Raw genomic sequence first — 24,559 nt, forward strand, 5'->3', positions numbered from 1 at the left:
GAGCATCAAGAAAGGAATGGAAAGATGAAAAAAGTCGAATTGATTGATGTATCCAAGTCTTATGATAAAAAGACGGATGTGATCACCAATATCAATGTCACAATTGAGCCTGGAGAATTCTTTGTGCTTGTCGGTCCGTCCGGATGCGGGAAAAGTACGATGCTCCGTATGATTGCCGGGCTCGAAGAAATTACGGGAGGCGTTTTGGAAATCGGCGGGAAGGAAGCTAATCTGCTGCCGCCAAGCAAACGGGATATTTCAATGGTTTTCCAGAACTATGCCCTGTATCCGCATCTTTCGGTGGAAGAGAATATTATTTTTGGTCTGCATGTTAAAAAGGTGCCAAAGACTGAGCGGAAAAAACGGTGTGAAGATGTGGCAGCTATGCTTGGTTTATCGGAATACCTGAAACGGAAGCCGAGAGAGCTTTCCGGAGGGCAGCGTCAGAGAGTGGCACTGGCAAGGGCGATCGTCAACCAGGCCCCGATTTGCCTGATGGATGAGCCGCTTTCCAATCTAGATGCGAAGCTCAGGGCCCATATGCGCTCGGAAATCAGGCAAATCCAGCGGCGGCTTGGAATCACCATGATATATGTGACACATGACCAGGTTGAGGCTATGACGATGGGAGACCGCATTATGATCCTCCATGATGGGAAGATCCAGCAGATCGGAAAGCCAATTGATATTTATAATAATCCCGCAAATCCATTTGTCGCAACCTTTATCGGTTCTCCGCCAATGAATATCGCAGAAGGCAGAGTATCAGGGACAGGGGCAGCCGTCGCTCTCGGAGAAGATGCAGCGATAAATGTACCGGCAGAAGACCGTGGACTCCTGTCAGGGGATCGCGTCATTGTCGGCGTCAGGCCTGAGCACCTGAAGGCCGCTTCAAAGGAAACACCTGCAGAAGAAAAAATTCAGGTGGAAGTCATCAATGTGGAAGTGCTGGGCAATGAAACGATCTTTTCCTTTAAACTGGGGGGGAGCGAATGGCTAGCCAAGTGGAACGGCCAGTGGCGGATCCAGGTTGGCGATATTGTGCCGATTGCAATCAGCTATGACTCACTTTGTTTTTTTGATTATGAGACAAAGCAGATTATCAAAACACCAACAGATATTGAGAACCATGTGATTGAAAAGGAGGTGCTGCTATGAAGGCAGAAGTAAGCAGCCCTGTCAGGCAAGCATCAGCTCCAGGCTTGAAGCCTGGCTTATGGAAACGGTCCCTGAATGCGCGTACTGCCCTTTTATATCTTTTTCCTTCCATCTTGCTGTTTTCAGTCTTTATTTTTTATCCGATGTTCCGGACGATCTATTTAAGCTTCTTTTTAACAGACCAGCACGGGGCGGCTTCCCTTTTTGTCGGGATGGAAAACTATGCTTATCTGCTGGAGTCCGAGGCATTCCGAAACAGTGTGAAAGCTACGATACTGTTCGTGTTATACACGGTTCCGGCCGGGATCATCATCTCTTTATTCCTGGCTTTGATTGCAAATGAGAAGCTGCGGGGCATCGGTTTTTTCCGGACGATCTATTCCTCGACGATGGGGATATCGGTAGCGGCTTCATCGGTGGTATGGCTTTTCCTGTTCCATCCAAGCGTAGGTATGTTCAACCGCCTGTTAAGCGTGCTTCATCTGCCGCAGGTGCAGTGGCTTTTGGACCCGGATTGGGCTTTGATTTCCGTGGCCATCTCGACCATCTGGCTGAATACCGGATTTTCTTTTCTTATTCTTTTGGGCGGCCTGCAGAATATCGACGAATATTTATACGAGAGTGCAAAGATTGATGGGGCTGGCTACTGGTATCAGCTTCGCAGGATTACGATACCGATGCTGTCGCCGACTTTGTTCTTTATCATCACCATCTCGCTGATCAATGCTTTCCAGACGTTCGGGCAGGTTGATATTTTAACAAAAGGCGGGCCGTCGCAGGCGACCAATCTGATTGTGTATTCCATCTACAGGGAAGCATTCATCAACTATCAATTCGGGACAGCAAGCGCACAGGCAGTCTTCCTGTTCATATGTATCCTGATTGTCACCATCCTACAATTCAAGCTTGGGGAAAAGAAGGTGCATTATCAATGAGCATGAGTATGCCGAGAAAAATATTATTGTATATCCTGCTTGTTCTGGCTGCTTTTCTGCTGTTTTTCCCAGTCCTTTACGCATTCATGATCTCTTTCATGACTGGCGGAGAAATCATGCAGGGCAAATTTTTCCCTAAGGCCTTTCATTTTGACAATTATGTAAAAGTATTCGAGCGGCTTCCGCTCATGAAATATCTAATCAATAGTTTTGTCGTGTCATTCAGTGTCATGCTCGGCCAATTGGTGGTCTGCAGCATGGCGGCATATGCGTTTGTGTTCATTCCTTTCAAAGGAAGGGATTTTATCTTTTTCCTGTTCATTTCAACCATGATGATTCCTTGGGAAGCGACCATGATCCCGAACTTCTTTACGATCCAGAAGCTTGATTGGATCAATACTTATCAGGGGATGACAATGCCGTTCTTTGCACTGGCATTTGGCACTTTCCTGCTGCGTCAGCATTTTAAAACCATCCCGAAGGAGCTCCATGAAGCTTCTCAGGTTGCAGGACTCAGCAGATTTGCCTTCTTCTGGCGGGTCATCCTGCCGGTTTCCAAAACCAGCCTTGTCACTCTCGGGGCCTATGGATTTCTGACAACATGGAATATGTATCTATGGCCGCTCCTTGTGACGACCAACGACCAGGTAAGGGCTGTCCAGATCGGGCTCAAGCAGCTGCAATCGCAGGAAGTGGCAACAGAATGGGGAGTCGTGATGGCGGGTGTCATTGTTGTCATTATCCCGACACTAATGCTTTTGTTCCTGGGGCAGAAGCAGCTTCAGAAAGGGCTGACCCAGGGAGCGCTGAAATAGTGTTTTACTGCCGGCGGCATGCACAGCAGGCTAATCCGGCAGCCATATATAATATGAAAAAGAGGGGTGCAGGAATGAAAAAAGGGTTAAAGTGGTTCTTTATGTTTACAGCGATTTTCAGTTTGCTGCTTATGTCGGCGTGCTCGAACAATGAAAGCTCTTCTGGAGAAGGAAGCAGCAGCGGCAGCGGTTCCGGAGGAGAGACTGAGGACGGCAAGACAGAAATCACCTTCTGGCATGCGATGTCAGGTGCAGGACAGGAAACATTGGACAGCATTGTCGCGGACTTTAACAGCTCCCAGGATAAATACTCAGTAAAAGCTGAGTTTCAAGGCTCTTATGAGGAGCTTCTCACAAAGCTCCGCAGTGTAGGCGGCACGAAAGATGCACCAGCGATTACACAGGTTTTTGAAGTAGGTACGAAGTATATGATCGACAGCGGCTTTATTGAGCCGATGCAGACATTCATTGATAAAGATAATTATGATGTCTCACAGCTTGAGAAAAACATCCTCAATTATTACACTGTGGATGATAAGCTGTACTCCATGCCGTTCAACTCTTCAACACCGGTTATGATTTATAACAAGGATGCTTTTAAAGAAGCTGGCCTTGACCCTGAAAAAGCGCCAGAAACCTTTAATGAAGTGAAGGCAGCGGCGGAAAAGCTCACCAAAAAAGGAGAGCGCTACGGGTTCTCGATGCTTACTTATGGCTGGTTCTTTGAACAGTTGGTTGCGACACAAGGCGGCCTTTATGTAAATGAAGAGAATGGCCGCGCAGGCGACGCAACAAAGTCTGTGTTCAATGGGGAAGAAGGCTTGAGGGTCTTCAACTTCCTGGATGAAATGAATAAGGCCGGCACATTCGGCAACTACGGCACAAACTGGGATGATATCCGCGCTGCATTCCAGACAGGAAAAGTGGCCATGTATATGGATTCTTCTGCAGGCGTCTCTGCAGCCATCAACAATTCCCCATTCGATGTAGGGGTAGCTTTCATCCCATATCCGGATGAAGTCGAAAGACAGGGTGTTGCGATTGGCGGAGCGTCACTATGGATGTCCAAAGGCATTGCTGAAAAGCAGCAGGAAGCAGGCTGGGAATTCATGAAATACCTGGCTTCACCTGAAGCACAGGCGAAATGGCATATCGGAACAGGCTATTTTGCCATCAACCCGGCAGCATATGAGGAAGATATCGTTAAGCAGGAGTGGGAAAAATATCCTCAGTTCAAGGTGACAGTCGACCAGCTGCAGCAGACAAAACCATCTGTAGCGACACAGGGCGCGCTGATTTCTGTATTCCCGGAATCACGCCAGCAGGTAGTAACGGCACTTGAAAATCTGTATCAGGGCACAGCCCCTCAGGAAGCACTTGATCAGGCGGCAGAAGGCACAGACAGGGCTATCGAAATCGCAAATAAAACAAAGAAATAAAACGGAAGTGGCAGCGCCCTATGTTTATGGCTGGTATGCTATAAATAATAGAGGGGCTGCCCCTTTTAATTTGAGTGAAGTGAGGTGCATAGAATGAAACACACTAAAATCTACGCCCACCGCGGCAGCAAGGGCACACATCCGGAGAATACGATGCCTGCCTTTGAAGAAGCTGTGAGGCTCGGAGTTGACGGCATTGAACTGGATGTCCACCTGTCCAGGGACGGCGAGCTGATTGTCATCCATGATGAGAAGGTCGACAGGACGACAAATGGCAAAGGAAATGTCAGGGATATGACACTTGAAGAACTGAAGAAGCTGGATGCAGGTTCATGGTTCAGGGAAGAGTTTGCCGGAGCTAAGATTCCTGTGCTTTCCGAGGTGCTCGAGCTGCTGCAGGGAACGGGCATCAAGCTGAATGTGGAAATCAAGAGTGATGTCATTCCTTATGAGGGCATTGAGGAAAAGGTGCTCGAAGCGCTCGAGAAATATGAATATAAATCCCATGCGATTATTTCATCCTTTAATCATTACAGCCTCAAGAGAGTCCATCAGCTGGATCCTGAAATTGAGACGGCCATCCTGTTCATGGAGGTGCTGTATGAGCCGTGGAAGTATGCTGCTGGAATTGGTGCATCAGCACTGCATGTCTATGCGCCGGTTGCCTATGCGGAGGCAAGCAGGGAGGCGGAACGCAACCAGTTCCCGGTCCGTGTGTTTACGATCAATAAAGAAGAACAGATGCGTGAGCTGCTTGACCTCGGGGTGGACACCATCATGACGGATTATCCGGAAAAGGCGATGCAGGTTCGGGATGCGAGATAGGTTAAACAGCCGCTGTTTGTTGGGCGGCTGTTTTTTGTTTGGGGTGCCAGTCACCATCCCCAAAAAAAAGCCGGGCGTGCTGGTGCCAGTCAGCAGGCCGGACTTTAAAAATGGGGTAAAACGATGATTAATCCATCACTTCAAAATATATGATTAAAATGTGGATCCGGTGGTTAGTTGATGAACATGAATGAGTCACGGACAGCTTTGAGCTGCAGGGACATCTGATGATATTCCTTGTATTCAATGCTGTCCGGCATGTCATTGTACTGATTTTCGCTGGAAGGAAGCATAGCATAGACAAAGCCGTTTTTCTCGCCCAGCTTTTTATGGAGGCCTTCCTCATAGCCATCTTTTTTCCAGGTGTCCAGCTTGATTTTTTCAATGCTGAAAAGAGTCCTGCTGCTGATTTTCTTGTTGGCCGGCTTATAGCTGAAGACAAGGCTTCCTTCTTTTTCAGCTGCTGTATATTTCATATCCCATGATTGCGGGATAGAGAACGCGTATTCTGCTGCCCGGTAGGTGAAGACCGGCTCAGCTGTGTATGGGGTCAAACTGCCGATGATAGAGTCAGGCTTGATATAAACCTTTTCAATCAGCCAAGTGCTGCCTGATTTTTTAACTGATATAACGGCATTTTCGCTGCCGTGCTTGCCTGAAGAGCTGACCAGCGAGAAGTGAATGGTATATTCATAGGCTGTGCTGCTGAGCTTTTTCTCTTTTGTTACTTTATGAGAGCTCACCCAGGGGCTGGAACCGCCAGTCACCCAGCCGTATGACTCGAAATAGCTTTTGTACTTTTTCTTCAGTGCGGGTGTGAACAGCGCGTTTTGTGCAGCGCCATTTCTGTTTGCAAGGGCTTTGCTCCATTTGCCGGCAGCATCCTTTGCCGATACCGGAGCCAGTGCTTCCTCCAGCAGTTTGATTTGAAGGTTCGTGCTATCAGCTTTTTGCACACTTTGTACGGAGGCTTCGGCTATCATGCCATGAGCCGGTTCAGCAGCATACCCTGCACCAGCAAGCATAGAAACTAAGGCGATAGAACTTGTTAATACGGCAATTTTCTTTTTCATAAAAAGTCCCTCTTTTTTCTTTGATATAGCTTTACTATACGCTGCAAGCTTTGTGAAGTAGTTAAGTGCCGGTTAAAAATGGTTACAGAAAGGTTACAGTTCCATCAAAGATTTCCCGGCTTCCTTTCAGTCTCTCCTTAGCGCCTTTCCGCCATGCTTTGACTGCAGATACAGACACCTTTTCCACTGCGGCAATTTCCGGGACTGTCAGCTCCTCCAGAACCGTGTAGATTACCCATTTTGTCTGATTTTCTGTCAGCTTCCCGCAGTATGAGAGAATCAGCTTTTTCTCAAACGGCACTTCAGAATGGGCATCCTCGATATTTTCCCAGAATTCTTCCTTCGCATAAACTTTCTGTTCTTCCTCTCTATTGGTGCGGGTCATTTCTGTCAGGAACTTGCCTTTAATGGTGGTGTAGGCAAAATTGGTGAATTCGCCTTTTTCCGGCCGGAAATTTTCATGTGCTTCCCAAAGGGCAATCAGGCCGATCTGCAGGAATTCATCTTCATTTTTATAGATGGATAATGTGCGGATGATCTTCCGGATCATCGGCTGGTATTGTTCTGCAAGCATTTCAAAGTTTTCCATGAGAACTTTCCCTATCGGGCGGCGCGCCAGCCAGGTATTCCCGGGTAAGTTCAGCATAGTTGGGAAATAAATTGTTTGCGAATTAGGGAAAATTTCATTTTTAGCACTTTTTTATCTTAAAAATGATATTTTTTATAATAAATTCGTATAAAAATCATGGGAAATAAGAAAAAATGAATAAAAATGTCAATTTATCAGAAAATGAAGAAAACCTTCCTTAGAATAAGAAAGGTTGAGCAGGAGAATTCTTATTTCTGCTTATAATCCCACAGGATCCGCCAGCCATCCTCCAGCTCAGCTGCAAACACATCCTGCACTATATTGAAATTCCCGTACTTCCCTTTGTAGGTCTGGGTCACCGTGACTTTATAAACCTGCGGAAAGGTTTTTCCTCCATCAGCCATCCTCCAGCTCTCAAGCTTCTCTGCTTTTCCGAGCTCATAGCCGAAGGTATTGACCCCGAAATGGTTCAAAAAGACGTGGGCCCTGTCCTGGATATAGGGGCCTTTGTCAAACTTCTTTTTCATGTCCGGATGGAAAAGCTCCCAGGAAGCCGAAAAATCGCCTTTTTGCTCGTATGTATAAAACTCATCCACCGTGCTGATGGCCCGCTTTTCTGCGGAAGGCAGGACGAGCCGGATAAGGAAAAAGAGGGCCGCACAGGCAATGAGAATCACGATGAGCTTAATGGGGAATTGGCTTCTTTTTTTCATTGCGCCCGCCTCCTTTTAGACAAGTTATAAAAAGATATTCGCCAGAAAGGAAAAATATCACCGGACAAATTTATCTTGTTAACATTCTCCAATTGTGAAACATAAACAAAATAGTAAGGTATAATCGATACATAACAATAGTGCTTAATTGGGGCTCATTTTTATGGAGGGGTAAAAAGTGGAGGTTTTTATACGAAGCAGGCAAGGGGAAATGCTGGAGCTGATCGAGAGGCTCGTCAATATCGACAGCGGTTCCCACAATAAAGAGGGGGTAGATAGAGTAGGCTCTATCCTGAAGGAAGAGTACGAAAGGCTCGGGTTCCTGGTACAGGTCGATGAACAGGAGAAGTATGGCAATAATCTGATCATCAGGCACAAAAATGCCATTGATCCGAAGATCATCCTTGTTGCCCATATGGATACGGTATTTCCTGACGGGACAGCAGCCAAAAGGCCGTTCCGGATCGAGGGGAACAGGGCGCTGGGACCAGGGGTTGCGGATATGAAATCCAGCCAGGCTGAGCTTTTATATGCTTTGAAGGCATTGATAGCGAGCGGGACAAAGGGATATGAAAATGTCCTGATCGTGCTGAACACAGATGAAGAAATCGGCTCGCCAGCATCCAAGAAGCTGATCATCGGGCAGGCGGCAGGCAAGGAATATGCCCTGATCATGGAGCCTGCCAGGAAGGACGGGTCCCTTGTCTCCTCAAGGAGGGGAGGCGGCCGTTACAAGGTGATTGTCAAAGGGCGCGCTGCCCACTCGGGGATTGAGCCGGAAAAGGGGCGCAGCGCGATCGAGGAGCTGGCCCACAAGATCATCCAGCTTCATGAGCTGAACGATCATGAAAAAGGCATCAGCGTCAATGTCGGGCTGATCGAAGGCGGTTCGGCAGTCAACACGGTATCGCCAAGTGCGGTCGCCCATGTGGACATCCGCATCACCGACATGGAGCAGGCAAGATTCCTCCAGGAAAAAATCGAGGAAATCTGCTCCCACACCGATGTTCCTGGCACGAGGGTGGAGGTCAAGGGCAGGATCAGCCGCCCGCCGATGGAGAAGAATGAGCAGAACGAATCGCTCCTGCATGTCATCCAGGAGGTCGGCAAGGAAATGGGCCTAGAGGTTTCAGATACAGCGACAGGCGGCGGTTCGGACGCCAGCTTCACCTCTGCCAATGGCGTTGCGACCGTGGATGGGCTCGGGCCTGTCGGCGGCAATGCCCACAGCGAAAATGAATATGTAGAAATTCCGACGCTTGCGGAAAGGACGCTGCTTTTGGCGAAGACGATCCAGCGGCTGTCGGAATGAAAAAAAAGGAGCCTTAATCGGCTCCTTTAATTTATATTCAGATGTGCCTTCAATTCTTCCTGAACACGTGCCTGTTCTTCATCAGAGACAATCAAGTACCAAATAGAATCAATTCTCTGTCCTTGTCCCTCAATAGTCATTTGCTGAATATTTTTACTGGCATCTTTATAGCCTTTTTGAATATCAACCATTTCACTGAATGTTAAATTGGTTTTGATATTCTTGCCCAAAGCAGAGAATATTTCATCATAATTTGATAGAGACGAGATACTTGCCCCTTCTTTAATAACCGCTTGTATAACCTGGCGCTGCCTTAGCTGCCGGCCAAAATCTCCCCTTGGATCATCATACCGCATCCGTGAGAATTTAAGAGCTTTTTCTCCGTTTAGAGTGATGCTTCCTTCAGGGAAATGTACCTCTCCAGATGTGAAATCCAGATCATTTTCAACATTGACTCCGCCCACCGCATCAACAATATCCTTAAAGCCTTCCATATTGATTTGCATATAATAATCAATCGGAATATCAAGGAAGTTCTCGACAGTATTCATGGACATTTCTATTCCGCCGAAGGCATAGGCATGATTAATTTTGTCCACCGTCCCATGTCCTACAATTTCTGTTCTGGTGTCCCTTGGGATGCTTAGCATTTTTGCAGACTTAGTTTCCGGATTTACAGTCAGTACAATCATAGTATCTGAACGGCCCTTATCATTTTCCCGCTCGTCAACACCAAGCATAAGCACTGAAAACGGCTCCTTTTTTTCTAGTGTAACAATCTGCGCCCTCTTGTCAGACTTTTCTCTCTCTATTGGCTGGTGCATTGTATTCACTGCATTAGTTAATGAATGATATATAGAATAAGCATAAGCACCGCCCGCGATAATTAACAGCCCAAAAATAATTCCTGCGACCTTCAGCCAGGTGCGGCCCTTTTTCTTCTTCCGATTATTCATGATTTAGCTCCTTCTCTTGCAAAATATAGCAATAAACACATTATATTAAAAACCGGCTTATAATAATAGCAATTTCTTGAGTCAAATGTTTGGGGAGTAGGTCTATAGTAGGGGTCTGACCCTTTACAAAAAATATATATTTCAATTTTAAATGTTATGATATTATGAAATAGTTGCAATATTATCACTAGGGGGAAGTTAGCGTGAAAAATTCAAGTAAGAAGAAAGTGGCTGGGGTTGCACTGGCGTTAGGGTTGATTATTCCACAGGCGGCACCGGCTATTACTTATGCAGATGTAGTGAATAGTGATGTTGTAAAGCTGAGGATTTTGGAGACAACTGATATTCATACGAATATTGTAAACTATGATTATTACAAGGATGCACAAACTAATGAATTTGGCCTTTCTAAAACTGCAACTCTAATAGAAGCTGCACGTAAAGAAGAGAAGAATACTTTACTATTTGATAACGGCGATCTTATTCAAGGAAGCCCCCTAGGCGATTATGCCGGACGCATCAAGCCGACAAAAGAGGGGGAAGTGCACCCTGCAATAAAGGCATTGAATCTATTGAAATATGATGCTGCCACTGTAGGAAACCATGAGTTTAACTATGGACTGGATTTGCTTGATGAGTCTTATGATGATGCTGAATTTGATTTGGTAAACGCCAATGTTTACCATGATGATAAAGATAATAACCCTGATAACGATAAAAACTATTTTACTCCATATAAAATCATGGATAAACAGGTCACTGATGAAGATGGGGAAACTCATACAATCAAAGTAGGTGTCATTGGCTTTGTACCTCCGCAGATTATGACTTGGGATAAAGCAAACCTTGAGGGAAAGGTCATTGTTAAAGACATTGTAAAATCTGCAGAGACTTTTGTACCAAAGATGAAGGCTGATGGTGCTGATATCATTGTTGTGTTATCGCATTCTGGTATTGATACTGCAGCTAACGAAGGCAACGAGGAAAACGCTTCATACTATCTAACTAAAGTTGAAGGCATCGATGCTGTTTTAACTGGTCACCAGCATAAGAAATTCCCGGCAGCTGCAGGTGTGAAAGCTGATTTTGCGGATGGGAATGGCTTCGATAATGCAAAAGGCACCATAAATGGCGTGCCGGTAACAATGCCAGGTTCATGGGGAGATAACCTGGGTGTTATTGACCTGACTGTAGAAAAGAAAGATGGAAAGTGGGATGTAACGGATTCAGCTGCTACACTCCGCGCCATTGCAGACAAAGATAAGAAGCCTTTAGTTGAAAGCAGCAAAGCTGTAGAAGACGCAATTAAGGATGAGCACCAAGGGACACTTGAATATGTGAGGGGACCTGTTGGAGAAACTACTGCGGCCATTAACAGCTACTTTGCTCTGGTTCAAGATGATCCTTCTGTGCAAATTGTAACCAATGCTCAAAAATGGTATGTAGAGAATGCTTTGAAAGATACAAAATACAAGGACCTCCCTATATTATCTGCGGGCGCTCCGTTTAAAGCAGGCGGCCGGAACGGCTCCAGCTATTACACTGATATAGCTCCAGGAGAAATTGCAGTCAAAAACGTTTCTGATTTATACCTGTATCCTAATACGGTACATGCTGTTAAGGTTAATGGCTCAGATTTGAAAGAGTGGCTTGAGTGGTCAGCCGGCCAGTTCAAACAAATTGATCCTAAAAAGACAGAAGCACAAGAACTAGTCAACGGGGATTTCCCAACTTACAATTTTGATATCATTGATGGTGTAACTTATGAGATTGATGTTACTGAACCGGCAAAATATGATTCTTCGCAGAATGTTGCAAATGCTAATGCCAATAGAATCAAAAACCTAAAGTTTAATGGGAAGCCAGTAACTTCGAATATGGAATTTATTGTGGCAACGAATAATTACCGTGCTAGCGGCGTAAAACTGCCAAGCAAAGAAATCGTACTTGCAGCACCTGATGAAAATCGTCAGGCCATCATTGATTATATCGCCCAGACAAAAACGATAAATCCAACTGCAGACAAGAACTGGAGCTTTGCACCTATTAAAGGAGCAAACGGTGTAAAAGTATCATTCCAATCATCGCCGAATGCCCAGAAATATCTATCAAAAGATGGTAGTATCAAATATTTAAGCACGCTGGATACTGGCTTTGCTGAATATGAACTTACTATCCCTGCAATGAAGGATGAAAAGCCAGAAACCAAACCAGAAACACCTAATCCTGCATCCAAAGTATTCTGGGACGGCTTATTAATGAAAAAAGGCCAGATTGGTAAAGTAACGATTGAAAAACCGATCAACCTGTGGAAGCGTGAAGGAGACAAACTTGTATTTGTCCGTATTCTAAAGCCGGGCGAACAATACCGTGTTTATCGTTATGATAATAAATACGGCGGCCAGTACGGATTAGGAGCTGATCATTATGTAACCAATATGAAAGGTTACGTCAAATATCAGACTCCATCGAAAGCGAAGCTGAAAGCATTGAACGGACAGTAATTAAAATAATAGGGTCAGACCCCTACTTTAGTAGGGGTCTGACCCTATTTAATTTCCCCTATTAAATCATTTTCCAATAGAAACTTTGAAATATCCACTTCCTGTTTCAATCTATCATAGTTCGTCCTGCAGGCAGCTAGTTCCACTGGTTCGCCTGTTTCAGCATCCATGCACTTGCCCGATTCAAATCTGCCATCATGGGAAGCCAGGTAATCTAAACTGTCACTATAGAAGGTGTAAGGAGTAGTTTCATAATAAAAGCCTGCAAATCCAGGTACGGGAGCATCAAGGCTTCTCCCCATTTGTGCAAGCTGTTGGTCTAATCCAATCAAGCTGCTCAGTGTAGGAAAAATATCTATCTGGCTTCCGACTGACTCGTTCTGTACTCCTTCAGTCTGCCCGGGATGGTGGATGATGAGTGGAATATTGAACTGCTCTTTTGTGTCAAAATCAATATCCAAAATTTTCTTTAATTCCGGACGGTCTTTTGGAATTGGACCATAATGGTCACCATAAACGGCAAAAATAGTGTCATCCCATATATCTTCTTTCTTCAATTCCTCAATGAAGACTCCAAGGGACTTATCAAAATAATGTACGGCCTGCAGATAATTGCCTGTATTGGTTCCTTCGATTGATCCAGGCAAGTTCATATATTCGTATTTGGAAGGGAGTTTAAAAGGTCGATGATTCGTCAGACTGACGATGAAGCTATAAAACGGCTTTTTGCTTTCCTTATAGATGGGAATCATCTGCTTGAATATGCTCTCATCGGAAATCCCGAGCTCGATAATTTCGTCTTCTTTCATTTTAAAATGATTACGATGATAAAAATCCTGATATCCTTGTTTGGCATATGCCATTCCCCGATTCCAAAATTCCTTGGAATTTCCATGGGAGGCACTTGTTGAGTAGCCTTCCTGTTGCAGGATTTTCCCCAATGACCGGTAAGTGTTATTTGGATAGGTTTTATATATTCCCAGATCAGACATTGGATATAACGAATTGTTGGCAACAAATTCTGCATCGGAAGTATTGCCTCTGCCGATTTGCAGATAAATATTATTATAATAGTGGCTGCTTTCAGCCAGATTGTTAAGATTAGGGGTTACTTCTTGTCCATAAACGGACAAACCGATTGGGAAATCATTGAGGGACTCAGCTTGAATAATGATAAGATTTCTTCCTTTAAATTGGCCAAAATAAGGTGAATCCTTTTGCTGGTCTTGCCTTGTTTTAAAATAGTCCTTAATTTCCTCAAGCCTTGTAAGTTCTTTCTCCGTTATTTCTTCTGCAAAGGCCTTACTTAAAAAAGTCTGGGAAATATCATAAATATGGGCGGGCAGCACGCCAGTCAATGAAGTTTTATACTGATCAGAGAAGGTGTCTTTTAATGGGTAATAGGCGGAGAATAGCAGTATGGCAATACCTCCCACCCCAACGGCAGCACCCAGTAATGTATTAAGCCGGGCGCCTGAATATCTTTGATGAAGAGTAATCAGGAGTAAAAGCAAGGGAAAATCGGCCCAATACCATATATCACTCCAATATAACAAGGAAATGATAGATTCAACCACTTCCCCAAGCTGGCCAGCTTGACCCAGCAACTCTATATGGAGTATAGCATCGTAGTATCGTTCATATACAACATCTGAATACAAAAGAAGGGACAATAGGAAATAGGTCAGTATGAAGAAAGAGTACTTTATTTGGTTGCTCTTCAGGGATAGGAAGCTTCCTAACATAAGACCAACTCCTGAAGCAGCAAGCAAATTAAACTTCTTATGCGGATTCAGTTCAAGTTCATGGATAAAATAAAATGACTTAATAAGCCAAAAAACGGTTACAAATCCAATAACCAAGGCAGCCATTATAAGAGATCTGTATTTTGCAAAGTACTTACTCAACGGACTTTCACCCTCTTGATGTTCAAGTTTACAATATCTTAACATAAAGTTTACGGAAAATTAAAAATAATTAAAGTGTAAATACGACAGCATTTTTAAGCGTGTCGAAAGGTGGGGTCAGACCCCTACTTTAGTAGGGGTCTGACCCCATATTTACAAAACATATAACACAGCTTTACATTTTTTATGTATAATTACTTTTGGAATAATAAAAAAGATTTAGAATTTTAGGAGGTAGGAAATGAACATTCTTAAAAAAGGATTTGCTGTCCTGACTGCTGCCTTTGTCATTGGTTCAGGCATTGGTCCGGCTGTGTCAGCGAATGCAGAAGAGTCTGCTGCAGGGACAAAGAAAATCACGATTTTGCACACAAATGATTCACACGGACGTGCGGTTGAGAGTGACAATGACGGCATGGGATTTGCAAAGATTTCTACTCTGGTAAAGAAGTTTGAAAGTGAAAATCCCAATACACTTCTTTTGGATGCGGGAGATACTTTTCATGGAACGAATTTTGCTACCTTGAATAAAGGCGACAGCATCGCGGAAATTATGAATAAAGTTGGCTATGATGGAATGGCGGCAGGTAACCATGATTTTAACTATGGCTACCAAAGGCTGCTGGAACTTGAAAAGAAAGTAGTGTTCCCGGTTTTAAGCGCCAATGTCAAAAAGCAGGATGGAACGCGCTTGCTTAAGCCTTATGAAATAAAAGAAGTTGATGGAATCAAACTGGGGATCTTCGGCCTATCTACTCCTGAAACTCACTATAAAACACATCCTAAAAATGTCGAGGGATTGACATTTACAGATCCTGCTGCTGAAGCAAGGGAAATGGTTAAGGAGCTGAAAGCTCAAAATGTCGATGCAATCATTGCTGTAACCCATCTTGGCATAGATGAGTCAAGTACCGATACATCAATCAAGGTAGCAAAGGAAGCACCAGGCATTGACCTTATTGTAGATGGCCACAGCCATTCTGTACTTGTTGAAGGACTCAAGGGCGAAAACGATACACTGATCGTAAGTGCAGGTGAGTATACAAAAAATCTTGGAACTGTCGAATTGACTTTTGATGGCAAAAAAATTGTCAGCAAAACAGCGAAGCTTATCAAAAAAGAAGAAACAGCTGATATTGTGCCAGATCCTGCAGTTGAAGAAGTAATTAAAAAGATTCAATCAGCTCAAGAAGAAATTCTTTCACAAGTGATTGGAAAAACCGCCGTCAAGCTGGATGGAGAACGTGAACAGGTCCGGGGGGGAGAAACTAACCTGGGGAACCTCATTACTGATGCCATGGTTGATGTAACAGGGGCCGATATGGCAATTACGAATGGAGGCGGGATTCGTGCTTCCATCGATGCAGGGGATATAACAAAAGGTGATGTTATTACCGTACTGCCTTTTGGTAATTATATTGTGACGAAGAAATTAAAAGGTTTGCAAATCAAAGCAGGCATTGAGAATGGCGTAAGTGCCTACCCTGATGTAAAAGGTGCTTTTCCACATGTTTCAGGTTTAACTTTTGCTATTGATCCTTCGCAGCCTGCCGGCAGCCGTGTGCATTCAATGAAAATCGACGGCAAAGCCGTTGATATGAATAAAGAGTATGTAGTGGCTACGAATGACTTTATGGCAGCAGGCGGAGATGAATATACTTCATTTAATGACAGCCCGATCCTTAATGAGTATCAGGCTCTAGATGAAGCATTAATTAACTATATTCAGAAAATCGGTACGGTAAATGCCAAAGTGGAAGGGCGCGTCGTTTCTGCCCCGCTTAATGAGGACAAGCCGGTTGACAGTAAGCCTGCTCCTAAGATTTACTGGGACGGCCTGCTCATGAAGAAAGGGCAGATCGGAAGAGTAGTGGTGAAGCAGCCGATTAATCTGTGGAAACGCGATGCGAATGACAAACTTACATTCGTGCGAGTATTAAAGGTAGGGGAGCAATACAGGGTTTACCGCTATGACAACAAATACTTTGGCCAATATGGCCTGGGCGGCGGCTATTACGTAACGAATATGGAAGGCTATATAGGGTATGAAACGCCATCCAAGAAAAAGCTTGCTCAATTGATGGGACAATGATAAAAAAAGCTGCCGAAAGGCAGTTTTTTTTTATTTATGGTGCCTTCCTTGTAAACAAGGCGGCAATATCATTATAATGGTAATAAAAGGAAGGTGTGAGACAAATGGGAAAAAAGGCTGTTCTATTTGATTTTGATGGAACTCTGGCAGATACTCTGCCTATCTGTTTTGAAGCTTTTAAGTATGTATTTAGGCAGTATGACGATAGAGACATAACTGAAAAAGAGATAATAGGAATGTTTGGCCCAACAGAAGATGAAATTATAGTAAGAAATCTTCAAAGTACAAATGAGATACAAAATGCGATTGAAGATTATTTTTCCTTCTACGAAAAAGGCCATGACAGGAGTTTTCAATTAATAGAAGAAATTAAGGGTTTATTGGAATTTTTAAAGGAACGAAATATGAAGCTTGGTATCATTACTGGAAAAAGCAGGCGGGGACTGGATATAACTTTGAAATGCCTGAAAATTGAAGACCATTTTGATATTTCAATAGCCGGTGACGAAGTTTTGAAACCTAAGCCTGATGGAGAGGGAATCTTAAAAGCTTTGGAGTTTTTAGGGTTGGAACGGAATGATGTCATTTTTGTAGGAGACAGCAGAGCTGATATTGCTGCGGGAAGGCATGCACAGGTGGCGACAGCAGCGGCCCAGTGGTTTGATTCGGTCCAGTCAACTTCTTTTGATGAGGAGCCAGATGTACTGTGCAAATCCATCGGGGATTTAAAAGACTACGTCAATCGCGTGGCTGTGCCTGTTTTATAGAAAAGAATTAAAGATTTGATGTTGACAAAAAAAGAACCGGTAAAGCTGACGGTTCTTTTTTTGTGGTTAATTATGGAATATGTTTGAAAATGGTGACAAAGCTAACCTTACAATATATAGTAAACTAGTAATATTTTTATATAATATAAAGGGAGAGGAAAATGAGGAAATTAACAGCAGGGATTTTAGCAGTCGTAATAGTCTTTGGAGCATGTTTGCCGTTACATACAGCAGAAGCAAGCAGCAAAGTGAGCATCACGGGTAATTCCGTGCTGACCGCAAAGCAAATGGGGGATTATGTACTTTTAAAAAATCCAGTGCCCAGGTTAATGGAGATTGATATATACAGGCTGGCTGATTTGTTTTTGGCCATTGGACGTGCTGAAGGTATCAGGGGAGATATTGCATTTGCTCAGTCTCTGCATGAGACAGGCTATTTTAAATATGGAAATGATGTTGTTCCAGAGCAGAACAATTATGCGGGGATCGGAGCTGTAGGTGGAGGAGCAAGAGGCGCCTTTTTTCAGACACCAGAAGAAGGAGTACGTGCTCAAATTCAGCATTTGAAGGCTTATGCCAATAAAGAACCGCTTGTGACCGAGAAGATCGATCCGCGATTTGATCTCGTTACCAGAGGCATTGCACCTAATTGGACTGATTTGAATGGCAGATGGGCAGTTCCGGGAACAGGATATGGAGAGAAAATTCTATCCATTTTCAATGACATGAGTTCAATCAATCTATCCATACCAAATGTGGATACTTCCATTACTTACGAATTGCCGATAGCCTCATTATACCTTAAAGCTGATCGTCCGTTAGTTGCGCCAAACGGCACTGTTCACAAAACCTTGCCCAAGAACTATTCTTACCGCATTTTTGGGACCATTGGCAATAACTATAATTTAGGCGGCGGTTATACCGTTGCTGCCAACAGTGCGAAAATGAATGTTTATATTGGCAGGCTGTACATCAAGAATACGAATGTAACTTTATACAAGCCGGATGGCTCTTTCCATAGAAAACTATCTGTCGGTGAAAATATCAGGGTCTATAGCTTTGATAATGCCCGATATTATGTAGGCGGAGGATATTATGTGGCTAAAAGCCAGGATGTTTCTTTTTATAAGGGAACCATTAAAATAACCGGGGATACCAACTTGTTCAACCGGTCGGGAGAAACAGTAAGAGTTTTGAAGAACGGCCAGCAATACAGGGTCTATGCCATCAATGGGAACGTCCTGGATCTCGGAGCAGGTCTCTTCATCACCTACGATAAACGGAAACAGCTATATGATAATTTCTAAGGGGGGTCTGACCCCTCTTTTCTATGAAAATTTGACTATATTCCCCAACATTCGAGAGGATAGTGGAAATTATTACAATTGATAGGTTAGAATGAAAGTGTAACTAATGTTTGGAGGAAATGTAATGATATATTATGTGCAGCTGGTTAGGGGAATCCTCAATCCTTCTGGAGCTTTTTATCAGCTGGGGAAGGCAGAGGAGATAAGGGGGCTTGTAAAGCGGCTTATTTTGCTGATTTTAGCAGGTGCCATGATCTTTGCGGCCTATGGCTATTTGGGTATGGGCATGGAATTTTTACATAGGGAAATAACAAGTATCGGCAGTGCTGAATTTGAGACGAAGAAGCTTTTTGCGATAATTGGGCAGACATGCTGGGGGATCATTTATACATGCCTGATATTGTTCCTGCAGGCTGTGCTTTTTTGGATATTCATGGATGTGGAATATAGAAAACTATTAGTTGTCCAGGCATTTGTTTCAGTCATCTTTCTTGCTGAAAAAGTCCTGCTTCTGCCTATAACTGCAGTATTTGGCACAGGCGGCAAATCTTCTCCATTTTCTTTGGGGATAATCAGCCAATATATATTTGAAAACGGATTTCTTACTAAGTTATTCTCAATGGTTACCATATTTAGCATTGCAGTGATCATCTTTCAATATAAAGCGTTAAAATCAATTACTGAAAAAAGCCCCAAACTGATTTTAATCGTTGTCATTTTAATTAATCTGCTGTATTGGACAGTTTCTGCAGTATTTTTCCAACTTCAGATAGAGAAGCTAATATAAGGGTGTTGATGGTATGGGAAGGCGTACAAAAAGATTGCTTGCCCTGCTCTGTGTCCTGGCCATTTCAGTTAATATGTATTTATTGCTGAAGGACGGGAGCAAGGCAGACCGGGCGGCTTACATAAGCAAAACTAATCAGTCATCGAAAAAGGATATCATACAGAAAGTAGACGTTCCTGGAGTGGTTTCACCAGCTGAATCTACTCCCTATTACTTTGATAAATCACTTGGCACCTTTGGGGATTTCCTGGTGAAAGAACAGGAAACAGTAACAGCTGGAACTCCGCTATTTGAATACACAGCAGATGATGTATGGGCAGAAGTTGAAAAGCTTGAAGCGGAAAAGGAAAAAACCGAACAGCAGGCAGAAAGCATAGGAGACCACATAAGCGAGCTGATTGCCTATAAAGCTACTGTTCAATTCAGTGGCGAGGATGAGGAAAACACATCTGCTGATATTATCCATAATATTGAAAAGGATATATATGACAAAAAACTTCAGCAGGAATTGTTTATGGAAGAGGCATCCATGTATGAAAGGCAAATTCAGTCCATCAGCAGCCGTGACAGCAAAGTCACAGTGCTGAGTAAAAATGATGGGATTGTACAGGACATCAATTATGAGCTTGGTGATCCTGCAGTCGTTATAAGCTCTTCAGCACCCAATGTAACGGGCGTTATAGAGGAAGCAGATCGTCATAAAATAGAAGAAGGCATGAAGGTGTCTGTGAGTGTTCCTGATATGGACAATATAGAAGGGATGCTGGTGCAGGCAGGAAGCTTGCCAGAAGAAAAGATCTCAGTTGAAAAGAATAGTGAGTATCCTTATGCTGCTGCATTGAATGAATCAGAAGGGCTCTTCATGGGAAAGCATGTAAGTGTATCAATAATTACTGAAGAAATAAAGAACGCCATCACAGTTCCTGAGACAGCCATTTTTAAAGAAGGATCCCAGCATTATGTATGGGCAGTAATGGAAAACGGGCTTCTTGAGAAACGAAAAGTTGTCAAAGGGAAGAAGATGGAAGGAGCAGTCCAGATAACAGAAGGGCTTGTAAATAGAGAGCTAGTTGTCTTCCGTGCCAAGGATGTAGAGAAAAATGAAGGGCCCATGTTTATTACACCGGCCCATCCTGGAGAGATCACTAAAAACTCCCTTAAACAGCTAGGCAAAAGTGAGGCTTTGCGTTATTTCCTCAAAGGCCTTACGTCAAATTAGGGTCTGACCCCTACTAAAGTAGGGGTCAGACCCCATTTTTTTTGCAAAAAAAAGATCACCCTATTATAAATAGGGTGATTAGAAAGTGGAGATTTAGTATTGCGTACACAAATATGTGTACACTGGGCTAACGAATACAATGGCCTTAAACAATCCGGTATAGGAATGAAAGGCTATATGTATATTAAAACACATTTAGGAAATTCTTGATTTTGCTCATAAAAGAGGAAAATATATATATACTTATTATTTCCTTCCTTAAAATCCAAGAATTATAATATAAAATAACTATAAGAATATTTGTTGGACGGTGGAAACTTTGGACTTCTCAGCTATTGGTGCAAAAATTAAAGAGCTTAGAAAAACACAGCGTTTATCTCAAAAGGAACTAGCTGATGGAATCTGTACCCAGGCACAAATCAGTAAACTTGAGAATGGCGATGTCTATCCATATGCGTCTACTTTATATTTTATTGCGGAGAAGCTGGGGGTAGATGTTAATTATTTTCTGCATATAGGCACAACCCCCCGGCTGGATTATGTAGAGGAAGTCTCCCGGCAGCTTAAATTGGCAAGGCGTGTATTTAAATATAGTGATATTAAGCAGATTGTTAAGGCTGAAGAAAATAATCCTTTATTTACACAAAATCCGGTATATCTGCAGCTGCTTCTTTGGCATAAAGGCATTTATGAATATTACCTTCATAAAGATATGGAGGGGTCACTTGAATGGTTTGATAAGGCCATTGAACTTACTCAAGGAAAAAACTGGTCCGAGAGAGAAATCGAGATTTCAATAAGCAAGGGGATCATTCTTTTTGAGGAAAATCATTTAAATGAAGCGATGGAGTTATATGAAAAAGCAGAGGAATACTTGAACATGCTGCCTATATTAAAAGATGAAACTATTAAAATCAGACTGCATTATAACATGGCAAGAACGTGGACAAGGATGGGAGTGCTGTCCAAGTCCGTTTCAAGCTGCCATTCCGGAATCGACTACTGTTTGGATTGCGATAATCTTTTTCTGCTCGGAGAACTGCATTATCATCTAGGCTATAATTTTGAACTGCAGGAAGATTTTAAGAAAGCGAGAGACTATATGGAGAGGGCTTTAATTATATTTGAGCTCCAAAAAGATAATAAATACGATGAATTTATTAGAGGTAAACTTCAGTCCTGGGATAGTTGAGATGAAAAGGATAGGAAGGAGATAAATCATTATACTGATTTATCTCCTTCTTTATATAAAATATAGGGGGTCACAAAGCTGAGAGCATCCTTTTGTCTACATTGCTATAGAAGTTTTGGATGCCAATTACACTTAGAAATTCTCTTATTTTCTCATAAGTAGCGGATCGGAATTCCTCGACAACGGTAAAACTTTCAACAAAAGCTACCTTTTCTCCATTTTGCAGCTCATTGTGGACAAGATCAAAATGTTGTTTTTCTAGAGGAGTATAATTGCAGGTACATGTGTAGATTATTGCCTCGCCGATCTTTTGTGCCGCCTTCTTGAAGTAAAAGGAAAACACGATAGCGCATTCATCATCCAGGAACATAGGCTGAATCTTCATATCAAGTTCCATGCAGATCACCTCCGGCTCTTTATATAGATGATAACAGAAAAGTATTATTACCCCGTTTCTTGTGTGCCCCTTTTACCGGGAATTATTCCCCTTAAAACCGAAAGGATGTACAAATTGGTGCTGTATATATAACTGTAGGCATATTCCCAGAAGAATAATTAAAGGTGAGGAATAATATTCCTGTATTATATTCTTCCTGTTTTTTGTATATTATGTTTAAAATACCGTCATACAGGAGGAAGAATGAAGAGCTTTAAATTCCTTATTATCTCTTTTGTCTTATTATTCACCTTAATATCCCCTGGCGATGCCTTCGGGCAAACCTCATTGACTCCAGCTGAAAAAGCTGTAGCCGTGCAGAAGAGTTGGCCAGGTCCCTTAAATGGCAGATATCTGTAGAAAGCAACAAACAGCTGGCAATGCCGGATATGATTTTGTTTAATAACACAAAATCTGCGTATAAGAACGCTTTGGCAGAAGTAAGCAAGCTTCCAAAAGATAAAAGAGCAAATTATTACGCGCGCTTGGATGCCAATGTAAAAGTCCATATTGATCGAAGCATTGCTTTTATTGATGCTCTTACGGGCGGAAAAAAGATTGAAACGCTTACTAAAGAGCTTGACTATTTAATTCGTGAAGAAATTTATATGATTCGTATGGATGATGCATATCATGAGGTTTCAGCAGAAGTCAGGAAGCAGGCAATCCTGCTATACAGGGTCTATGGCAAATCAACGAGGGAAGCCATTCTGGCAAAATATAAAAAGCCTGCTGAAGTTTTGAAGGAAAAGGTTTCATTGTTTGTCACAGCCAAAGACATTGTTGATGCCGCAAAGGCAGAAATGCAAAAAGATGAGATAGACATATACAATATGATAGGCTATCTTGGGGACGCTAATTATTATTTGCCAAAGATCTATCCTATTCATGCAAGGGATGCTTTGCAATCTGATATAATCACCATGGCAAGAGAGTTGAGCGAAATCGCTGAGCCCCTTTTTGAAGGGCCAATGATTGCCTGGATGAACACGGAAGATGGTTTTAAAGAAACCTTATCTGTCCATTTTGATATGGGAGACCACATAGAAAAAGAATACTATACTCTTGAAAAGCCCCTTGAGTATAAGGGGACAGAACTTATCAGCTTTGATTTTTACGGATTCGAGTATACTGTCCTCCTTTACAAGGATGATCCGAACGAGTGGATCTCTCCTTCCATTTACACACTTGATATTACCGAAATAGCTGAATAGGTTTACGTCAAGCAGGAAGGCAATCTTCCTGCTTTTTTTCTTCAATAAAAAAAAGCTCCTTTTTAAAGGAGCTAAAAAATGGGGTCAAGCGGAAAGGACTAGAAATTAGTAGATTGTCGGAAGTTCTTGCGTCTGGACGGGACCGCCGTTTGATGGGTTGGCAGTTCCTACAAAACCAAAGCAGACTACTAAACCGCAGACAAGTAAATAACCAAATAGTTTTCTTTTCATTTGACTTCCTCCTTTGTATAATTTGCGATAATCTTGATGTATAAGTAAGATTAATCTAATTAAAACATAATTTTAAAAGAGGTGTTTTCCTGTTTTTCGCTATTGTCGCGTGTTTATAGGCTAAAAACATATATATAACAGATACAATTAAAAAATATTATAATTCTAGGAATATTTAGGGGGATGAATATGGACTTTTCAGCAGTGGGCAAAAAGATCAGGGAATTGCGCAAGCTCATGGAGATGTCCCAAGAAGACCTGGCTGAGGGTATTTGTACACAGGCGCAAATCAGTAAAATAGAAAAAGGCGATGTTTACCCATTTGCATCCACCTTGTATTTGATTTCTCAGAAGCTTGGTGTTGATGTTAATTATTTTTTTGATATCGGGATGACACCGAGAATTGATTATGTACAGGAAGTGGCCAATCAGCTAAAGTTTGCGCGCAGGAATTCTGACTATGATACTATGAAACAAATCATTCATATTGAAGAAAAAAACCCGCTGTTTTCTCACAATAACCGCAATATGCAGCTTCTTGTCTGGCATAAAGGAATTGTTGAACATGCAGTTAATCACGACAAAGCAGGTGCACTATGCCTGCTGGAAGAAGCAATATATATGACTAAGGCAAATTCGAAGGCATGGTCGGAACGGGAAATTGAGATTTTGCTCAGCATAGGGGCTATCCATTTTGAAGAGAAGGAATATGAAAAGACGATGGATGTCTGCATTTCAGCCAAAGAGCATTTACAGCTGCTTCCCTATGTGAATGATCACACTATATTTATCCGTTTATATTACAATATTGCCCGTACTTTTACTAGAGTAAAAAAGTACCGGGAATCCACTAATTATTGTAAGGAAGCCATTCGAAACTGTATTCAGAAGGATAATCTGTACCTTTTGGGCGAGCTGCACTATCACATAGGCTATAACTGCGAACTTATGGGGAAAATACCTGAGGCAATGAATTATATGAAGAGAGCACTAACAATATTTGAGCTGCAGGAAGATGAAAAGTATATGAAATTCATTAATGATAAGCTGAGTAAATGGTAAAAAAAGAGGAGGGTCAGACCCCTACT

At 42.6% G+C, this 24,559-nt stretch carries 22 protein-coding genes; 15 read left to right on the forward strand and 7 right to left on the reverse strand.

Translation table 11 applies throughout. The features are described from left to right. The first annotated feature begins 24 nt into the window (after nucleotides 1-24). From CYJ37_RS09005 to CYJ37_RS09025, 5 genes are all read left to right on the forward strand, one after another. The gene (locus CYJ37_RS09005) at nucleotides 25-1,158 is read left to right on the forward strand and encodes an ABC transporter ATP-binding protein (protein ID WP_101549246.1); all 1,134 of its coding nucleotides are present in this window, start codon (nucleotides 25-27) and stop codon (nucleotides 1,156-1,158) included. Continuing rightward, complete coding sequence (locus CYJ37_RS09010; RefSeq protein ID WP_094768614.1) at nucleotides 1,155-2,093, forward strand: carbohydrate ABC transporter permease; 939 nt, start codon at nucleotides 1,155-1,157, stop codon at nucleotides 2,091-2,093. Before CYJ37_RS09005 ends, CYJ37_RS09010 begins: the two co-directional genes overlap by 4 nt. Before the next feature lie 2 nt (nucleotides 2,094-2,095). Further along, the gene (locus tag CYJ37_RS09015; protein WP_101549695.1) at nucleotides 2,096-2,908 is read left to right on the forward strand and encodes a carbohydrate ABC transporter permease; all 813 of its coding nucleotides are present in this window, start codon (nucleotides 2,096-2,098) and stop codon (nucleotides 2,906-2,908) included. A 74-nt stretch (nucleotides 2,909-2,982) separates the two neighbouring features. Beyond that, entirely contained in the window at nucleotides 2,983-4,347 is a 1,365-nt protein-coding gene (locus CYJ37_RS09020) for an ABC transporter substrate-binding protein (RefSeq protein WP_101549697.1), read from the forward strand. Between the two features lie 93 nt (nucleotides 4,348-4,440). Continuing rightward, entirely contained in the window at nucleotides 4,441-5,172 is a 732-nt protein-coding gene (locus CYJ37_RS09025; RefSeq protein ID WP_101549248.1) for a glycerophosphodiester phosphodiesterase, read from the forward strand. A gap of 173 nt (nucleotides 5,173-5,345) precedes the next feature. On the opposite strand, the gene CYJ37_RS09030 is transcribed toward CYJ37_RS09025, so the two are convergent. From CYJ37_RS09030 to CYJ37_RS09040, 3 genes are all read right to left on the reverse strand, one after another. Next, nucleotides 5,346-6,245, reverse strand: a complete 900-nt coding sequence (locus CYJ37_RS09030) for a hypothetical protein (protein ID WP_101549250.1) — start codon at nucleotides 6,243-6,245, stop codon at nucleotides 5,346-5,348. Nucleotides 6,246-6,327: 82 nt separating this feature from the next. Then, nucleotides 6,328-6,834 (reverse strand): sigma-70 family RNA polymerase sigma factor, encoded by a 507-nt coding sequence (locus CYJ37_RS09035; protein ID WP_101549252.1) that lies wholly within the window; start codon nucleotides 6,832-6,834, stop codon nucleotides 6,328-6,330. Nucleotides 6,835-7,082: 248 nt separating this feature from the next. Further along, nucleotides 7,083-7,547 (reverse strand): hypothetical protein, encoded by a 465-nt coding sequence (locus CYJ37_RS09040; RefSeq protein ID WP_101549254.1) that lies wholly within the window; start codon nucleotides 7,545-7,547, stop codon nucleotides 7,083-7,085. A gap of 178 nt (nucleotides 7,548-7,725) precedes the next feature. On the opposite strand from CYJ37_RS09040, the gene CYJ37_RS09045 reads away from it, so the two are divergent. Beyond that, nucleotides 7,726-8,859 (forward strand): M20 family metallopeptidase, encoded by a 1,134-nt coding sequence (locus CYJ37_RS09045; protein WP_101549256.1) that lies wholly within the window; start codon nucleotides 7,726-7,728, stop codon nucleotides 8,857-8,859. A gap of 26 nt (nucleotides 8,860-8,885) precedes the next feature. On the opposite strand, the gene tagU is transcribed toward CYJ37_RS09045, so the two are convergent. Further along, nucleotides 8,886-9,815: a polyisoprenyl-teichoic acid--peptidoglycan teichoic acid transferase TagU gene (tagU, locus tag CYJ37_RS09050; protein ID WP_101549258.1), complete on the reverse strand. Its 930-nt coding sequence runs from the start codon at nucleotides 9,813-9,815 to the stop codon at nucleotides 8,886-8,888. A gap of 203 nt (nucleotides 9,816-10,018) precedes the next feature. Between tagU and CYJ37_RS09055 the strand changes: the two genes are divergently transcribed. Further along, a complete protein-coding gene (locus tag CYJ37_RS09055) occupies nucleotides 10,019-12,319 on the forward strand; it encodes a bifunctional 2',3'-cyclic-nucleotide 2'-phosphodiesterase/3'-nucleotidase (RefSeq protein ID WP_101549260.1) in 2,301 nt (766 codons plus the stop codon). Nucleotides 12,320-12,363: 44 nt separating this feature from the next. Here the strand turns inward: CYJ37_RS09055 and CYJ37_RS09060 are convergent, their stop codons facing one another. Continuing rightward, nucleotides 12,364-14,226 carry an LTA synthase family protein gene (locus tag CYJ37_RS09060; protein WP_180827289.1) on the reverse strand — a complete coding sequence of 621 codons (1,863 nt, stop codon included), beginning with the start codon at nucleotides 14,224-14,226 and terminating at the stop codon, nucleotides 12,364-12,366. 241 nt (nucleotides 14,227-14,467) lie between these two features. Here CYJ37_RS09060 and CYJ37_RS09065 point away from each other — a divergent pair, with 241 nt between their 5' ends. The 6 genes from CYJ37_RS09065 (at nucleotide 14,468) to CYJ37_RS09090 (ending at nucleotide 21,590) form a co-directional block, all read left to right on the forward strand. Further along, nucleotides 14,468-16,318: a bifunctional metallophosphatase/5'-nucleotidase gene (locus CYJ37_RS09065; RefSeq protein ID WP_101549265.1), complete on the forward strand. Its 1,851-nt coding sequence runs from the start codon at nucleotides 14,468-14,470 to the stop codon at nucleotides 16,316-16,318. 104 nt (nucleotides 16,319-16,422) lie between these two features. Beyond that, nucleotides 16,423-17,085, forward strand: a complete 663-nt coding sequence (locus CYJ37_RS09070; protein ID WP_101549266.1) for an HAD family hydrolase — start codon at nucleotides 16,423-16,425, stop codon at nucleotides 17,083-17,085. 161 nt (nucleotides 17,086-17,246) lie between these two features. After that, the gene (locus CYJ37_RS09075; protein WP_101549269.1) at nucleotides 17,247-18,392 is read left to right on the forward strand and encodes a glucosaminidase domain-containing protein; all 1,146 of its coding nucleotides are present in this window, start codon (nucleotides 17,247-17,249) and stop codon (nucleotides 18,390-18,392) included. A gap of 124 nt (nucleotides 18,393-18,516) precedes the next feature. After that, a complete protein-coding gene (locus tag CYJ37_RS09080; protein WP_101549271.1) occupies nucleotides 18,517-19,179 on the forward strand; it encodes a hypothetical protein in 663 nt (220 codons plus the stop codon). Between the two features lie 13 nt (nucleotides 19,180-19,192). After that, nucleotides 19,193-20,398, forward strand: coding sequence for an efflux RND transporter periplasmic adaptor subunit (locus tag CYJ37_RS09085; RefSeq protein WP_101549273.1), 1,206 nt, complete (start codon nucleotides 19,193-19,195; stop codon nucleotides 20,396-20,398). Nucleotides 20,399-20,708: 310 nt separating this feature from the next. Next, nucleotides 20,709-21,590: a helix-turn-helix domain-containing protein gene (locus CYJ37_RS09090; RefSeq protein WP_253618474.1), complete on the forward strand. Its 882-nt coding sequence runs from the start codon at nucleotides 20,709-20,711 to the stop codon at nucleotides 21,588-21,590. Between the two features lie 70 nt (nucleotides 21,591-21,660). Here the strand turns inward: CYJ37_RS09090 and CYJ37_RS09095 are convergent, their stop codons facing one another. Continuing rightward, nucleotides 21,661-21,987, reverse strand: a complete 327-nt coding sequence (locus tag CYJ37_RS09095) for a hypothetical protein (RefSeq protein ID WP_101549276.1) — start codon at nucleotides 21,985-21,987, stop codon at nucleotides 21,661-21,663. A 365-nt stretch (nucleotides 21,988-22,352) separates the two neighbouring features. On the opposite strand from CYJ37_RS09095, the gene CYJ37_RS09100 reads away from it, so the two are divergent. After that, nucleotides 22,353-23,240 (forward strand): hypothetical protein, encoded by an 888-nt coding sequence (locus CYJ37_RS09100; protein ID WP_101549278.1) that lies wholly within the window; start codon nucleotides 22,353-22,355, stop codon nucleotides 23,238-23,240. Between the two features lie 105 nt (nucleotides 23,241-23,345). Here the strand turns inward: CYJ37_RS09100 and CYJ37_RS27705 are convergent, their stop codons facing one another. Next, a complete protein-coding gene (locus tag CYJ37_RS27705) occupies nucleotides 23,346-23,471 on the reverse strand; it encodes a hypothetical protein (RefSeq protein WP_257964205.1) in 126 nt (41 codons plus the stop codon). Nucleotides 23,472-23,660: 189 nt separating this feature from the next. Here CYJ37_RS27705 and CYJ37_RS09105 point away from each other — a divergent pair, with 189 nt between their 5' ends. Beyond that, on the forward strand, nucleotides 23,661-24,533 hold the full coding sequence (locus tag CYJ37_RS09105) for a helix-turn-helix transcriptional regulator (RefSeq protein ID WP_101549280.1): 873 nt from the start codon (nucleotides 23,661-23,663) through the stop codon (nucleotides 24,531-24,533). The last annotated feature ends 26 nt before the right edge of the window (nucleotides 24,534-24,559 follow it).

It is taken from the genome of Bacillus sp. UMB0728 (assembly GCF_002858875.1).
GTDB lineage: Bacteria > Bacillota > Bacilli > Bacillales > Cytobacillaceae > Bacillus_AB > Bacillus_AB infantis.